Genomic DNA, 13,979 nt, shown 5'->3' on the forward strand with positions numbered 1-13,979 from the left:
AGGAGGCGAAGCCGGGGGACATTCGCGGAGGGGAGTACCCGGTGGCCTGTGCACGCGCCCCGGACAACAGCGCCGCGAATGCAAACCAATCCGCTGCGGACAAAAAGAAATGACATGAAAGAAACCGAAGCCCGAGAGGAAATCTGCCGTGTCGGCCGCAGCCTGTTCGAACGCGGCTACGTGCATGCCACCGCCGGCAACATCAGCGTGCGGCTCGACGACGGCTTTCTCATCACGCCGACCGACGCCTGCCTCGGCTTTCTCGACCCCACGCGTTTGGCCCGGCTCGATGCGCAAGGCCAGCAGACCGGCGGCGACCGTGCGAGCAAGACCATCGCCCTGCACACCCGCATCTACGCAGCCGCGCGCAGGTTCGATGCGGGCACCGCCTGCGTGATCCATACGCACAGCACGCACTGCGTTGCGCTCACGCTCAATGCACCGAGCGATGAACTGCTGCCCGCGCTTACGCCGTACTTCGTGATGAAGGTCGGCCACGTGCCGCTCATTCCGTACCATCGACCGGGCGCGCCAGATGCGGCCGAACTGGTGGCACAGACCATCGAGCGCTTCGGCGCGGCCGGCACCCCGATCCGCGCCGTGATGCTCGAACGCCTCGGCCCCAACGTGTGGCACGAGACCCCGGCCGCTGCCATGGCCGTGCTCGAGGAACTCGAAGAAACCGCAAAACTTCAGCTGCTCGCCGGCGCCGCCAGGCCCGAGCCGCTCCGCAACGAACAGATCGACGAACTGCGCCGCACCTTCGGTGCGCGCTGGTAGCAAGTAGTAAAAACACGCCATGCCTCAATTCGCAGCCAACCTCTCGATGCTCTATCCGGAGTTCGACTTTCTCGATCGCTTCGAAGCCGCCGCGAAAGACGGCTTCAAGGCCGTCGAGTATCTTTTCCCCTATGCCTACGAGCGCAACGAGATTGCAGCCCGCCTGAAGCACAACGGCCTGCAGCAGGTGCTCTTCAACGCCCCTCCGGGCGACTGGGACGGCGGGGAGCGCGGCCTGGCCTGTCTGCCGGGGCGCGACGCCGAATTTCGCGAAGGCATTGCCACCGCCATCGACTACGCGGAGGCGCTCGACTGCCCGCGCATCCACGTCATGGCGGGCCTGGTGCCCGAAGGCCTGGAACGCGAAGCCGTGCAGCCGGTGTACGTGGACAACCTGCGCTGGGCCGCCGCAGAGGCGGCCAAGGCCGGCCGCGACGTGCTGATCGAGCCGATCAACACGCGCGACATTCCGCGCTTCTTCCTGAACCGCCAGGACCATGCGCACGAAATCGTCGAGATGGTGGGCGCATCCAACCTCAAGGTGCAGATGGACCTGTACCACTGCCAGATCGTCGAGGGCGACGTGGCCATGAAGATCCGCAAGTACCTGCCCACCGGCCGCGTGGGCCACATCCAGATTGCCGGTGTGCCCGAGCGCCACGAGCCCGACATCGGCGAGCAGAACTATCCCTATCTGTTCGACCTGATCGACGAGGTCTCTGCGCAATGCGGCTGGCAAGGCTGGGTCGGCTGCGAGTACCGGCCGCGCCGCGGCTCGGAACCCGGCGGCACGTCGGCCGGCCTGGGTTGGCTGCGGGCCCTGCAACAGCGCGCATGAAGCTGGAGTCGCTGCGCATTCCACCGCGGCTGCGCGCTTTCGCCGCCGGGGATGCGCAGGTCTTCGACGTCACGCTGGTGGGCGACCGCGTCCAGGCCGTCGTGCCGAGCGCGTCGCAGGCGCATGCCCGCGGCACCTTGCTGAGCGCGCTGGTCGAGGCGCATGCGCACATCGACAAGAACTACATCGTGCAGGAAGTCGGCGCGGCCGAGGGCAACCTCTTCGCGGCCATCGAACGCATGGACAAGCACCGCGCGGGCTGGACCGGCGAAACGCTGCGCCCGCGCATGGAGCGTGCGTTGCAGGAGGCGTGGCAGTCGGGCACGCGCGCGCTGCGCACCCACATCGACTGGGTGCAGGGCGACCCGCCGGCCGCGCTGGCCGTGTTCGAAGCCTTGCGCCATGAATGGCGCGGCCGCGTCGAGCTGCAGTTCGTCTCGCTCACGCCGTTGGACCTGTTTGCGGACTTCAACGCCGGCGAGCGCATCGCGCGCGAAGTCAAGCGCGCGGGCGGCGTGCTGGGCGCGTTCGTGTATCGCAACGAGGGACTGGTGCACAAGCTGGGCCGCGTGTTCGACCTGGCGCAGGACCATGGCCTGGACCTCGATTTCCATGTCGATGAAGGTCTCGATGCGGATGCAAGCGGCCTGCGCAGCATCGCACAGCTGATGCGTGCGCGCGACTTCCGGCGCCGCGTGGTCTGCGGCCACTGCTGTTCGCTTTCGGTGCAGGACGATGCCGTCGCCAACGAGACGCTGGCGCTCTGCGCCGGTGCCGGAATCCACATCGTCGCGCTGCCGACCACCAACCTCTACCTCCAGGGCGCCTGGGACCGCACGCCCGTGCCGCGCGGCATCACGCGCATTCACGAAGCCGCGGCACGGGGCTTGCGTGCGAGCCTGGCAACGGACAACGTGCAGGACGCCTTCTATCCCTATGGCAGCTATGACCTCCTGGAGACCTTCGGGCTCGGCGTGCAGATGGCGCACCTCGCGCCCGCGGGCGAATGGCTCGATGCGATCACCGTCAGCCCCGCGAGGGCGCTGGGGCTCGCGTGGGACGGGCGCATTGCGCCGGGCTGCCCCGCCGACCTGGTGCTGCTCGCTGCAACCGATGAAAACGAGCTCATCGGCGCGCGCGGACGCCAACGCACCGTGATCCGTGCCGGTCAAGTTCTGGAGCAAACACAATGAAAAGCACGACGGATATGGGCAAGCCGATGGCCAACTACGCTGCCGCCAAGCGCGTGGGCGACTTCGTCTTCATGAGCGGCGTGGTCGCGGTCGATCCGGCCACGCGCCGCGCCGTGGCGGGCTACGACGCCATTCCCGAAGAAGCCCGCACGGCCTTGCAGGGCGTGGGCTATGCCACCGGCCAGATGTCGGTCGACATCTTCGAGGCGCCCATCGTGGCGCAGAGCTGGTTCGTGCTCGAGCGCATCCGCCAGATTGCGGCCGAGCACGGCGGCACCATGGAAGACGTGGTGAAGCTGGTGCAGTACTTTCGCCACCTGCCGCACTACGCGTTCTACAACCGCGTGCGCGGGCTGTTCTACCCGGGCGAGCCGCCGGTCAGCACGGTGGTCGAGGTGTCGCGCTTTCTGCCGGGCGACGAGGTGCTGGTCGAGGTCGAGGCCACCATGTACCTGCCGCAGCACCGCGCTATTTGACTCCCGCGCCCTTCAGCAAAAACTCGGTCACCTGCTCGATCAGGTAGCGCCGGTCCTTGTCGTCGCCGTCTTGCGCCACGTTGCGGAAGTAGGCGGCCTGCGTGGCGTGGTCGGCGTAGAACTGCGTCACGGCCCAGATGTGGAACAGCACCAGCATCGGATCGGCCTTGTCCATCAGGCCCTGGGTCATCCAATTCCGGATCACGGCGGCGGCCTGATCGGTGCGCTGCTTGCTCGTGTCCATCAGGGTGTTGAGCACGGGTGCGCCGCGCATCATCTCGGCCGTGAAGATGCGTGAGCGCAGCGGGTGTTCGAACGAGAACACCATCTTGCGGTGGATCAGGTCGCCCAGCACCTTGCGCGGGCCGAAGGCTTCGTCGTCGAAACCGAACACCACGATCCAGTCGTTCAGGATGTCCTGCAGGATCTGCCGGTAGAGGGCTTCCTTGCTGTCGATGTAGTAGTGCAGCTGCGCCTTCGAAAGCCCGGCCTTGTCGGCAATCGCCTGCGTCGATGCACCGGCCAGCCCTTCGCTCGCGAACACCTCGATGGCCGCCTGGTTGATGAGGCCGAGCACCTGGGTGTACTTGCGCGAGCGGCCGCGCGTGGCGGGGGCTTCGCCGTCGCTGTCTTCGATGCTGCTCACAGCTGCAGCACCAGTTCCTGGCCTTTGGCGCGCGAGCAGCACAAGGCCACTTTCGTGCGCCGCTCGGAGCCCGTGAGACAGAAGTCGCGGTGTTCCGCGCCTTCGCCATTACCTTCGACCACGCAGGTGCCGCACAGGCCCTGCTGGCACGACACGGGAATGTCGATGCCGACTTCGTGCAGCGCATCGACGGCGGTCTGGTCGGCCGCCACCGGCACGCTGATGCCGCGCTGCGCGAGCTTGAGCGTGAAGGGCAGGCCGGTGCTGGTGTTGGCATCGGTTGGCGCGGCGAAGTACTCCGCATGCAGCGTGTCTTCGCGCCAGTGCGCGGCCGCGTCGCGCACCGCCTTCATGAAACCGCCGGGGCCGCAGACGTAGAGATGCGTGTTGGGCGCGGGTTCGGCCAGCAGCGCGCGCAGGTCGATGCGTTCCGATGCATCGCCCTGGTCGAGATGAAGGCGCAAGTGCGGTGCGAGCGCGGGGTCGCGCAGCGCGTCGGCAAACGCCAGGTGCTCTTCGCTGCGCGCGAACACACACAGCGTGAACGGCGCGCCGCGTGCTGCAAGTGTCTCTGCCATCGCCAGCAGCGGCGTCATGCCGATGCCGCCGGCCAGCAGCAGATGGTGTTTCGCTTCTTCGCGCAGTGGAAAGGTGTTGCGCGGCGCGCTGATCGCGAGCAGGTCGCCCTCGTGCACGCGCTCGTGCATCGAAGCCGAGCCGCCGCGGCTCGGGGCTTCGCGCTTCACGCCGATCACATAGCGCGCTGCGTTCGAGGAAGGCGCCCGCGCCAGCGAGTACTGGCGCGAGAAGCCGCCAGGCATGTGCACGTCGATGTGCGCACCGGCCTCGTAGCCCGGCAAGGCGCGGCCCCAAGGATGGACCAGCTCGAAGGCCAGGATTTCCGGCGTCTGCCGCGAGATGCGTGCGACGCGTACAGTCAGCGTGCGTTCGAGGCTCATGGTGTGTGGCTTCCCTGCTAGATGCTCTGCAGCTTGCGCGCAACGCGCTCGATGAAGTGGGTGCGGTCGCGCTCGGTAACGGCGTTCATGTCGTGCAGCTGCAGCCAGGTCACCTTGCAGCGCCAGGCAAACAGCGCCCGCAGCGCGCGCGTGAAGAGACGCCGGCCCGGGTCGCCGATGAGCATCACGAACCAGCGCGGCGAACCGCCGGTGGTCACGACCGTCAGCCGCCGGATGTGCCGCATGCCCGATCTTGCGATCTGCCCCTTGCGCTCCGCGGGCAGAAAGGCCACGCCCGGCAGCCACACCCTTTCGAGCCACCCCTTGAGCATCGACGGAGGGCCGTGGAACCAGGTGGGATAGACGAACACCAGGTGCTCGGCCCACAGCAGCGCTTCGACATGCGGTTTCACACGTTCGCGAATGAGTTCGGGGTTGTCGAGATAGGCAATGCGCTCTTCGCGGGTCAGCGTGGGGTCGAAACCCTCGGCATAGAGGTCGATGGCCTTGACGGGGTGCCGCGGTTCGAGCGCTTCGAGGGCCGTCCGGTAGAGCGCGTGGTTGAAGCTGTCGGGGTTCGGATGGCAGTGGACGACGAGCGTTTTCATGAAAGAAGAAGGGCCGGTTCGCCTGTCGGCGAGACGGGGTCAGAGCCCAAGGGAACAAAGGCCGCGCAGTGCCTTATGGCAACCCAGGCGCCGGCATCTGACCCCGGCGCAAGCCCCGCGCGACCCACGGGAAAAACTCTCGATGAAGCGGCCGGCTTACTTGCCGGCGAGCTTCTTGCGGATGTCGACACCGACGCCCTTGTTGACGAACTGCGTGGTCACGACTTTCGAGAGGTCGATTTCGCCGGACTTGTACAGGCCGGCCTTCACCATCTTGTCGTAGAAGTCCTTCACGCGGGCTTCGTCCATGGCGCCGATGCCCTTGGTGAGCGACTCGCCGCTGTCGACGATGCCCATCTTCTTCATCAGTTCGATGGAGCCCTGCGATGCGGCCACGGGCGAGTCGGGATTGATCTTGGCGATCATTTCGTTGGCGGCCTTGTTGTCGCCGTAGAGATAGTTGTTCCAGCCGATGATCGAGGCCTCGACGAACTTGCGCACGGTTTCGGGCTTGGTCTTGACGAGGTCGGCGCGCGTCTCGATGGTGGTCGAGTAGGTCGAGAAGCCGTTGTCGGCCAGGAGCTGCACCACGGGGTCGAAGCCGGCCTGCGCCTTGATCGACAGCGGCTCGGAAATCGCGTAGCCCTGCTGGATCGATTTCTTGTCGGCGAGGAACGGGCCGACGTTGAAGGTGTAGGGCTTGAGCTGCGAATCCTTGAAGCCGTGCTCCGACTTCATCCACTGCCAGAAGCTGAACTGGCCGTCCTTGCCGATGAAGGCCACGGGCGCCTTCGCCATGTCCTTGAAGGTGTCGAAGCCCTGGCCCGGGTGGGCGAACATGGCCTGCGGATCTTTCTGGAAGAAAGCCGCAACCACCACGGTGGGCACGCCGTTCTTCACGTTGTCGAAGGACTGCAGCAGGTTGCCGGTCATCAGGAAGTCGACCTTGCCGGCAGGCAGCATGGGCCGGTTGTTGACCATCGGTCCGCCCTGCTGGATGTCGACATCGAGACCGTACTTCTTGTAGGTGCCGTCCACCAGCGCCTGGTAGAAGCCGCCGTGCCCGGCCTGCGCTTTCCAGTTGGTGGCGAAAACCACTTTCTCCTGCGCCTGCGCCTGCGCGGCGAAGGCGGCGGCGGTGAGCGCCAGGGCCAGACCGAGGGCGCCCAGCGGGCGGATGCGGAAAGCGGGGATGCGCATGGGGACGTGCTCCTGTGGGGGGTTTTGAAAGTACGGGATGCGGAGACTAAATCTTTTCAGCGCTCGATGGCCATCTCTGGCGACCAGCCGCGCGTCTTGCCGGGGTTCATGAGGCCCATCGGGTCGCTGCGTTTCTTGAACTCGATCTGCTGCGTGTCGATGGTCTTCATGCCGCCATCCTCGATGGTGAAGACGTGCGGGTTGAAGATCTTGCAGCCGCCCTGCGATTCGATCTCGCGGATCACCTCGTACTGGTGGGCCTCGCCCTTCCAGCGCACGAGCAGGATGCCGAAGGTGCCGCATTCGCCGCCGGCGCGTGCGAAGTCCTGGTGCTGCAGCACGTCGTCGCCGAAGATTTCGAGATGGCGCTCCACCACGGCGGGGTCGAAGGGCTGGGCGTAGGCGACTTGCAGATAGGTCCAGCCGCGATCGGCCTTCAGCGCCTGCAAGGTCGTGTGGTTGAACGCGCATTCGTAGGCGGGCGGCAGGCCGTCAGCGAGCAGCTCGGCCTCGGTACCCGCGACGGAGATCGCGCCGCCATGTGCGGTAGCGAGCGCGCGGAACTCGGCCATCGACTTGGGCGAGGCCATGGCGAACGCCGCATGGCGGTCGATCGGGAAGCGGTCGCGCATTGCCGTGTAGTAGGGCGAGAAGCGCGCCTCGACCGTGGACAGCAGGAAGATGTCGAGCGTCGGTGCCTGGGCCGCGACTGCGAAGGCCAGGGCGCCGCGGTAGGTTTCGAACAGCACCGTGCAGTGCACCCATTCGACGGCCGGGCTCAGGGCCACTTCCACGTCGAGGATCACGCCGTTGGTACCGTAGGCATGGTGCACCTGCTGGATCTCGTCGCCGACGAGCTCGATGATGCGCGGCTCGCGTTCCACCGTCATCACGCGCGCCCGCAGCAGGTTGCCGGGGTCGCGCAGGATGCCGTGGCGGAACGAGCCGATGCCGCCGAAGCCGCCGGCAATGAAGCCGCCGATGCTGGCAACATGCCAGGTCGAGGGCCACATGCGCAGCGCCTGGCCGGTCTCGCGCGCGGCGAGGTCGATGTCGTGCATGCGCGCGCCGGCCTCCACGCGGATGCGGCCCTGCTGGATCTCGAGCACGCGGCACATCTGCGTCACGTCGAGCACGATGCCGCCTTCGAGCGGCACGCATTGGCCGTAGTTGCCGGTGCCGCCCGCGCGCACGGTGATCGGCAGCTTCCACTTCGCGGCCACCGACGCGGCCTGGCGCACGTCGTCTTCGGTGCTGACCTTGACCACGAGGTCGGCCACGCAGCCCGCGAGCTGCGCGGTGAGGATGGGGCTGTACCAGTAGAAGTCCTTCGACAGCTGCTTGCGCTGGCTCGGCGCGGTGATGACATTGAGCCCGCGCAGGTCCGCATGCACGGCGTTCCAATCAACAGCGGCATGCAAGGCCTCAGCGTTCACGGCGCATCTCGCTTTCGTGCCAGTGACCCAGAACCAACCGGGACAACGCAGCGAACACGATGAAGATCACGATACCCAGCAGCGACACCAGCAGCAGCGCGGCGAACATCATCGGGATCTCGGTGCGGAAGCTCGATTCGAGAATGCGCGAAGCCAGCCCCGTTTCCTTGCCCGCCGTGCCGGCCGTGAACTCCGCCACCACCGCGCCGATCAGGCTCAAACCGCCCGCGATCTTCAGGCCCGCCATGAAGTACGGCAGCGCACTGGGCGCGAGCAGGTAGCGGAAGGTCTGCCAAGGCGAGGCCTTGTAGAGCTGGAACAGGTCGCGCAGATTGCTGTCGGCGCTCTTCAAGCCGACGACGGTGTTCGACAAAATCGGGAAGAAAGCCACGATCCACGCGCACAGCAGCAGCGCCGCGGTGGTGCTCGACACGTAGATCAATATCAGCGGTGCAATCGCGATGATCGGCGTCACCTGCAGGATCACGGCAATCGGAAACAGGCCGATCTCCACCCACTTGAAGAGCGCGAACGCAATCGCCAGCAGCACACCGCCCACGATGGCCGCGCCGAGCGCGAGCAGCGTGAGCTTCACCGTGAACCACAGGGCACTGGAGAGCGAGGCCCAGTTGTCGAACAGCGTGCGCAGGATGAGCGACGGTGCGGGCAATATGTAATGCGGAATGTTGTTGGCGCGAACCATCCACTCCCATGCGAGCAGCAGCACGGTGACGATGGCCGCCGGCACGACGATGCGCAGCATCGACTCGCGTCGGCGCAGCCTGTCTTCATGGGCGCGCAGCATCGCCTCGGAGGGCGCGGCGTCCGCCTCGCTCACCGGCACCTCGGCCGCCGCGGCGAGCTCAGTGATCGATGTCATGCAGCGCTCCGTGCAGGGATTGCGACACCGCCGTGCAATGCGCGTTGTAGCGGCTCGAGGTGCGGAACTCCTCGCCGCGCGGGTACGGCTCGTCGATGCGGATCTCGTCGATCACCCGGCCTGGGCGCGCCGCCATCACCACGATGCGGTTCGAGAGATACACCGACTCGTACACGCTGTGCGTGACGAACACCACCGAAAAACGGTGCTCGCGCCAGATCGCGAGCAGGTCGTTGTTGAGCTTGATGCGCGTCATTTCGTCGAGCGCGGCAAAGGGCTCGTCCATCAGCAGGAGGCGCGGGTGCGTGACCAGCGCGCGCGCAATCGACACGCGCATCTTCATGCCGCCCGAGAGTTCGCGCGGGTACACGTCGGCGAAGCGCGAGAGGCCGACCATTTCCAGCACCTGCTGAACCACCGGCGCGGCCGCGTCGCGGCCCATGCCCGCGAGCTTGAGCGGCAGCCACACGTTGTCGAACACCTTGGCCCAGGGCATGAGCGTAGGCTCCTGGAACACGAAGCCCAGGTCGCGGTCGCTTTGCGTCTTGCCGGTGTTGGCGCGGGACCAGTGCATGTCGCCCGAGCTGAGCCGGGTGAGCCCGGCAATCAGCCGCAGCGCGGTGCTCTTGCCGCAACCCGAGGGGCCGAGGAAGCTGATGAAGTCGTGCTCGCCGACGTCGAGCGTCATGCCCTGCAATGCGAGCGTGCCGTTCGCAAAGCGCTTGCTGACGTGGCGCAGGCTGACCAGCGGTGGGGTGGCGGTGGAGCTCATTTCCAGGCAGGCTCGTTGGCCAGGCGCGAGAGCGGAAAGCGGTCGACCTCGTGCAGCAGTTCGACGAAGCGCCGGCCCACGTGGTCGAGCACCGCCGCGCCTTTCGCGGCGGTGGCGCGCGTGGCGTCGCCGGCCGCGCCCGAAGGGTTGATGTCGTGCATCTGCCAGCCGAGCTTTCCGCTGGGGGTGATCGAGAGAAACTTGTTCTCGGCGGCCAGCTGCTCGGTCATCGAGCTGAAGTTCTGGAACTGGTCGCGGCGCACATGGTCGGGCGTGAGGTGCAGCATCACCGAGCTTTCGAGGTCGCCCGCATGAATGCCGTGCCTGCCCTCGTGCGCAGTGAACAGGCCTTCGGGCAGGCCCAGCGTGTACCAGTTGGCGGCGACGACCATCATGTCGTGCTCCTCTCGCAGGTCTCGCGCCACGATGTCCATCACGCTCATCTGGCCGCCATGGCTGTTGTAGAGCACCAGCTTGCGCACCCCGGCTTTGGCAACGCAGGCGCCGATGTCCTTCCACAGCGAGATCAGCGTGTTCGCGGACACGGTGAGCGTGCCCGGATAGCGCGAGTGTTCGTTGCTCTTGCCGTAAGGCACCGTGGGCAAGAACAGCACTGGCAGGTCGTCGGGCAGGTGCGGGAGGGTGGCGCGCACCATGCCGTCGATGGTGGCCGTGTCGGTCGACATCGGCAGGTGGGGGCCGTGCTGTTCGGTGGCGCCCACCGGCAGCACGGCGATCAGCCGTTCACGGTCGAGGCGGGAGAACTCTTCGCTGGTCAGGTCGGACCAGAAGCGGCTGCGCAGGGGGACCGGGTTCATCGTGGCATACCTCGTGGTGACGGGCAGTAGGAGCGGGATGATGAGCTAAATTATCCAATCGGTCAAAAAAACATGGATCGGTAGATACCCAGGCAAGTCGATCGCTTCGGGGAAAGGAGCCGATGCAAATCGAAGCGCGGGTTCGATTCAGCGCTTGACCACGTACCGCGTCACCACGGGCGGCGATTCGCCGATGTGAAACGCCAGCCGCCGCTCGCGCAAGGCCATGTCGGCGGCGGTGGCGCGGTTGAAGCGGCGCAGGTGATCGGTCCAGCTTTCGTCCACGATCTCCTCCACGTAGCGGCCAGGTTCGGAGATGTCGTGCAGCAGCTCCCAGCCGATGGCGCCCTGGCCGAGGCGCGCGCGGCGGGTCTGGTGCATCACGAGGTGAAAGGCGGCCGCGCGCGCGGGGTCGATGATGTATTCGATGGTGATGACCACGCGGCCGTTTTCTTCCGGCGTTTCCGCCGGTGGGCCTGCTGCCCAACCGGCGCGCGCGGGGCTCATGTCGGCCTCTTCGCCGGAGACGTCGGTGACCCAGCGCAGCGCCACCAGCATCAGCAGCGTACCGCTCACCGCGGCGATCTCGAGGCTGGAGCGCAGGTTGGTAACGGTGGCCACCTGGCCCCAGAGCGCCGCGCCAATCGCGCTCGCGCCCATGATGGCCATCTGATAGGTCGACATGCCGCGCGCGCGCACCCAGTCGGGCAGCGCCAGCTGCGCCGACACCGAGAGCGAATTGGCCACGGTGATCCACGCCATGCCGCCGAAGAACATCGCGGGCACCGCCACCCAGGCGTTGGGCGCGAAGGCCATCACCGCGGTGGCGAGCGACTGCAGCACCGTGCCGCGCAGCACCAACTGGTCGCGGCCGAGCGCCTGGCGCAGCCGCGGCAGGAACAGCACCGCGATGATCGCGCCCGAGCCCATGGCGGCCAGCAGCAGCGTGAAGGTGCCGGCGCCGCCGCCCTCGAGGTTGCGTGCCAGGAGCGGCAGCAATGCGAGCAGGGCCGTGGAGTGAAAGAAGAAGATCGTGATGCGCGAGAGCACGGCGCGCATGCGCTGCGACTGCCACACGAACTGCACGCCCACGCGCATCGCGCTGATGAGCTTCTCGCGGCCCAGCGGATTGGGCGTGTGCTCGCGCCGCCAGCGCAGCACCACGAAGCCCGAGGCCACCGACAGCACCGCGTTGAGCGCAAACACCCAGACGCTGCCTGCGCTGGCAATCAACATGCCGGCCGTGAGCGGACCGATGATGCGCGAGGCGTTCATTGCGATGCCATTGAGGCCCAGCGCCGCCGGCAATTGCGGCCGGGGCACCAGCTCGGGCACGATGGCCGAGAACACCGGCCAGCGCAGCGCCAGGCCGATGCCATTGGCGAAGGTCAGTGCCAGCAGCAGCGGCGCGGTCATCAGCTCGAGCGCAATGGCGCCGCACAGCACGATGGCCGTGCCCGCCAGCCAGAACTGCGTGGCCACCAGCCAGCGCCGGCGGTCGAGAATGTCGGCCAGCGCACCGCTGGGCAGGCCCAGCAGGAACACCGGCAAGGTGGAGGCCGACTGCACCAGCGCCACCCAGATGGGCGAGGTGGTCAGCGAGGTCATCATCCACGCCGCCGCCACGTCGCTCATCCACATGCAGATGTTGGCGATGAGCCAGGTGCTCCACAGCATGCGGAACACGGGCAGCTTGAGCGGCTCCAGCGCAGCGAACTTCGGCGGCTGCGGCCGGGCGGGGGGGATGGGTGTCTCTTCGGGGGATATCGGTGGCATGTGGCGCTATTGTGGCGCGCCGCCGCTGCGGCTCATCCCCTGTCGCTGCGTGCCAGGCGGTGTTCGAGGCGCCGCAGCATCGTGGTGAGCACGAGCGTCATCACCCAGTACACGACCGAAATCGCAAGGTACGGCTCCCAGTAGCGCGCGTAGGCGCCCGCCACGGTGCGCGCGGCGTAGGCCAGCTCGGCCAGCCCGATGGCCGAGACCAGCGAGGTGTCTTTCAACAGCGCGATGGCGTTGTTGCCCAGCGGCGGCAGCATGCGGCGGAAGGCCTGCGGCAGCACCACGTAGCGCATCACCTGCGCGGGTGTGAAGCCGATCGACCGGCCGGCGTCGAATTGCCCGCGCGAGATCGACTGGATACCGGCGCGGAACACCTCCGAGATGTAGGCCGCGGAATTGAGCGTGAGCGCGACCACGCCGGATATGAGCGCGCCGTGCTCCTGCTTGAGTTCGCGCGCCAGGTCGCCGCTGATCAGGAGGCCGCTCGACGGATGGATGAACACCGGCATGACCGCGAAGTGGATCAAGAGGATCTGCACGAACAGCGGCGTGCCGCGGAAGAAGCTCACGTACACCGTGGCCGGCCAGCGCAGGAAGAAGCGCGCGACCCAGGTCCACGGCGCATGGCGCGGCTGCGCCAGCCGCGCGAGCGCCAGGCACAGGCCCCAGCTCGAACCCAGCAGCACGCAGACCACCGTCATGCGCAAGGTCATCCAGGCGCCCTGCCAGAACAGGTCCTTGTATTCGACCAGGATGTCCCAGCGGAACCATCCGAACAACAAGATCGGCTGTTCCATCTAGGGCTCCCTTACGCTCGAACCGGACGCGCCGCTCATCGGGCGTTCGGGTCCTTGTTGAACCACTTCTTGTAGATCGCGGCGTAGCTGCCGTCGGCGCGAACCGCGTCCAGGCCGGCCGTGAGCTTGTCGAGCAGCGCCTTGTCGCCCTTCTTCACGACGATGCCGAAGCCCTCTTCGGGGAACGACTTGTCGTCGATCGTCTTGAGCTCGGGGTTCTGCGCCACGCGGTAGGCGATCACGCCGTTGTCGCCCATGGCGGCATCGACGCCGCCGCCGGCCAGCTCGGAAATGATGAGCGGCGTGCTTTCGAAGCGGCGGATGTTGGGGCTGGTCTTGCCGAATTCGCGCGAAGCGATGTCGTCGGCCGTGGAGGCGCTCACCACGGCAATCTTCTTGCCGGCCAGGTCCTTCAGCGAGGCGACCGTGCTGCTCTTCGGCAGCGCGATGAGCTGGCGCGCCGCGAAGTAGGGCGGCGTGAAGTCGTAGCTCTGCTTGCGCTTCTCGTTGATGGTGACGCCCGAGATCACCAGGTCGACGTCGCCGTTGTTCAGCGCGCCGAAGATGCCGGTGAACGGCGTGTTGACCACCTTGATCTTCAGGCCCTGCTGTTTGGCGATGGCGTTGATGATGTCGATGTCGAAGCCGACGATCTGCTTGTCCTTGTTCTCGAAGGCGAAGGGGGCGTAGGTGGCGCTCGACGCCACGGTGAGTTCGCGGTTCTGGGCCTGGGCGCCGAAGGCGAGCGTGGCGGCAGCAAGGCCGAGCGCCAGGGCGCGGCGGATGGAGTTCAT

The 13,979-nt window shown here is 66.8% G+C and carries 15 protein-coding genes; 4 read left to right on the top strand and 11 right to left on the bottom strand.

Translation table 11 applies throughout. The features are described 5' to 3' along the window. Nucleotides 1–114 precede the first annotated feature (114 nt). From QFZ42_RS26355 to QFZ42_RS26370, 4 genes are read left to right on the top strand one after another with little or no spacing between them, the layout of a single operon-like run. Nucleotides 115–780 (top strand): class II aldolase/adducin family protein, encoded by a 666-nt coding sequence (locus QFZ42_RS26355; RefSeq protein WP_307703807.1) that lies wholly within the window; start codon nucleotides 115–117, stop codon nucleotides 778–780. 19 nt (nucleotides 781–799) lie between these two features. Next, a complete protein-coding gene (gene otnI, locus QFZ42_RS26360) occupies nucleotides 800–1,618 on the top strand; it encodes a 2-oxo-tetronate isomerase (RefSeq protein ID WP_307703808.1) in 819 nt (272 codons plus the stop codon). Next, complete coding sequence (locus tag QFZ42_RS26365) at nucleotides 1,615–2,811, top strand: amidohydrolase family protein (RefSeq protein WP_307703809.1); 1,197 nt, start codon at nucleotides 1,615–1,617, stop codon at nucleotides 2,809–2,811. The genes otnI and QFZ42_RS26365 overlap by 4 nt, the downstream gene beginning before the upstream one ends. Further along, complete coding sequence (locus QFZ42_RS26370) at nucleotides 2,808–3,287, top strand: RidA family protein (RefSeq protein WP_307703810.1); 480 nt, start codon at nucleotides 2,808–2,810, stop codon at nucleotides 3,285–3,287. The genes QFZ42_RS26365 and QFZ42_RS26370 overlap by 4 nt, the downstream gene beginning before the upstream one ends. Here the strand turns inward: QFZ42_RS26370 and QFZ42_RS26375 are convergent. The 11 genes from QFZ42_RS26375 to QFZ42_RS26425 form a co-directional block, all read right to left on the bottom strand. Further along, a complete protein-coding gene (locus QFZ42_RS26375; RefSeq protein ID WP_307703811.1) occupies nucleotides 3,280–3,933 on the bottom strand; it encodes a TetR family transcriptional regulator C-terminal domain-containing protein in 654 nt (217 codons plus the stop codon). The two genes, QFZ42_RS26370 and QFZ42_RS26375, sit on opposite strands and share 8 nt — an antisense overlap. Continuing rightward, a complete protein-coding gene (locus QFZ42_RS26380; protein ID WP_307703812.1) occupies nucleotides 3,930–4,892 on the bottom strand; it encodes a PDR/VanB family oxidoreductase in 963 nt (320 codons plus the stop codon). Before QFZ42_RS26380 ends, QFZ42_RS26375 begins: the two co-directional genes overlap by 4 nt. 17 nt (nucleotides 4,893–4,909) lie before the next feature. Then, the gene (locus tag QFZ42_RS26385; protein WP_307703813.1) at nucleotides 4,910–5,500 is read right to left on the bottom strand and encodes an NAD(P)H-dependent oxidoreductase; all 591 of its coding nucleotides are present in this window, start codon (nucleotides 5,498–5,500) and stop codon (nucleotides 4,910–4,912) included. A gap of 156 nt (nucleotides 5,501–5,656) precedes the next feature. Then, complete coding sequence (locus QFZ42_RS26390; protein ID WP_307703814.1) at nucleotides 5,657–6,700, bottom strand: ABC transporter substrate-binding protein; 1,044 nt, start codon at nucleotides 6,698–6,700, stop codon at nucleotides 5,657–5,659. Between the two features lie 56 nt (nucleotides 6,701–6,756). After that, nucleotides 6,757–8,121, bottom strand: a complete 1,365-nt coding sequence (locus QFZ42_RS26395) for an FAD-binding oxidoreductase (RefSeq protein WP_373423413.1) — start codon at nucleotides 8,119–8,121, stop codon at nucleotides 6,757–6,759. Nucleotides 8,122–8,125: 4 nt separating this feature from the next. After that, the gene (locus QFZ42_RS26400) at nucleotides 8,126–9,016 is read right to left on the bottom strand and encodes an ABC transporter permease (protein ID WP_307703816.1); all 891 of its coding nucleotides are present in this window, start codon (nucleotides 9,014–9,016) and stop codon (nucleotides 8,126–8,128) included. After that, nucleotides 9,000–9,788 (bottom strand): ABC transporter ATP-binding protein, encoded by a 789-nt coding sequence (locus QFZ42_RS26405; protein WP_373423371.1) that lies wholly within the window; start codon nucleotides 9,786–9,788, stop codon nucleotides 9,000–9,002. Before QFZ42_RS26405 ends, QFZ42_RS26400 begins: the two co-directional genes overlap by 17 nt. Next, the gene (locus tag QFZ42_RS26410) at nucleotides 9,785–10,606 is read right to left on the bottom strand and encodes a creatininase family protein (protein WP_307703817.1); all 822 of its coding nucleotides are present in this window, start codon (nucleotides 10,604–10,606) and stop codon (nucleotides 9,785–9,787) included. Before QFZ42_RS26410 ends, QFZ42_RS26405 begins: the two co-directional genes overlap by 4 nt. A gap of 147 nt (nucleotides 10,607–10,753) precedes the next feature. Then, the gene (locus tag QFZ42_RS26415) at nucleotides 10,754–12,382 is read right to left on the bottom strand and encodes an MFS transporter (protein WP_307703818.1); all 1,629 of its coding nucleotides are present in this window, start codon (nucleotides 12,380–12,382) and stop codon (nucleotides 10,754–10,756) included. Nucleotides 12,383–12,414: 32 nt separating this feature from the next. Then, nucleotides 12,415–13,185, bottom strand: a complete 771-nt coding sequence (locus QFZ42_RS26420) for an amino acid ABC transporter permease (RefSeq protein ID WP_307703819.1) — start codon at nucleotides 13,183–13,185, stop codon at nucleotides 12,415–12,417. A gap of 35 nt (nucleotides 13,186–13,220) precedes the next feature. After that, on the bottom strand, nucleotides 13,221–13,979 hold the full coding sequence (locus QFZ42_RS26425; RefSeq protein WP_307703820.1) for a basic amino acid ABC transporter substrate-binding protein: 759 nt from the start codon (nucleotides 13,977–13,979) through the stop codon (nucleotides 13,221–13,223).

Origin of the sequence: Variovorax paradoxus (assembly GCF_030815855.1) — a bacterium.
Classification (GTDB): Bacteria; Pseudomonadota; Gammaproteobacteria; order Burkholderiales; family Burkholderiaceae_C; genus Variovorax; species Variovorax paradoxus_M.

Coding starts and splice junctions, on each gene's coding strand:
- QFZ42_RS26390 (WP_307703814.1), bottom strand. CDS start 6,700: ATGCGCATCCCCGCTTTCCGCATCCGCCCGCTGGGCGCCCTCGGTCTG.
- QFZ42_RS26355 (WP_307703807.1), top strand. CDS start 115: ATGAAAGAAACCGAAGCCCGAGAGGAAATCTGCCGTGTCGGCCGCAGC.
- QFZ42_RS26385 (WP_307703813.1), bottom strand. CDS start 5,500: ATGAAAACGCTCGTCGTCCACTGCCATCCGAACCCCGACAGCTTCAAC.
- otnI (WP_307703808.1), top strand. CDS start 800: ATGCCTCAATTCGCAGCCAACCTCTCGATGCTCTATCCGGAGTTCGAC.
- QFZ42_RS26415 (WP_307703818.1), bottom strand. CDS start 12,382: ATGCCACCGATATCCCCCGAAGAGACACCCATCCCCCCCGCCCGGCCG.
- QFZ42_RS26370 (WP_307703810.1), top strand. CDS start 2,808: ATGAAAAGCACGACGGATATGGGCAAGCCGATGGCCAACTACGCTGCC.
- QFZ42_RS26410 (WP_307703817.1), bottom strand. CDS start 10,606: ATGAACCCGGTCCCCCTGCGCAGCCGCTTCTGGTCCGACCTGACCAGC.
- QFZ42_RS26380 (WP_307703812.1), bottom strand. CDS start 4,892: ATGAGCCTCGAACGCACGCTGACTGTACGCGTCGCACGCATCTCGCGG.
- QFZ42_RS26405 (WP_373423371.1), bottom strand. CDS start 9,788: ATGAGCTCCACCGCCACCCCACCGCTGGTCAGCCTGCGCCACGTCAGC.
- QFZ42_RS26365 (WP_307703809.1), top strand. CDS start 1,615: ATGAAGCTGGAGTCGCTGCGCATTCCACCGCGGCTGCGCGCTTTCGCC.
- QFZ42_RS26400 (WP_307703816.1), bottom strand. CDS start 9,016: ATGACATCGATCACTGAGCTCGCCGCGGCGGCCGAGGTGCCGGTGAGC.
- QFZ42_RS26420 (WP_307703819.1), bottom strand. CDS start 13,185: ATGGAACAGCCGATCTTGTTGTTCGGATGGTTCCGCTGGGACATCCTG.
- QFZ42_RS26425 (WP_307703820.1), bottom strand. CDS start 13,979: ATGAACTCCATCCGCCGCGCCCTGGCGCTCGGCCTTGCTGCCGCCACG.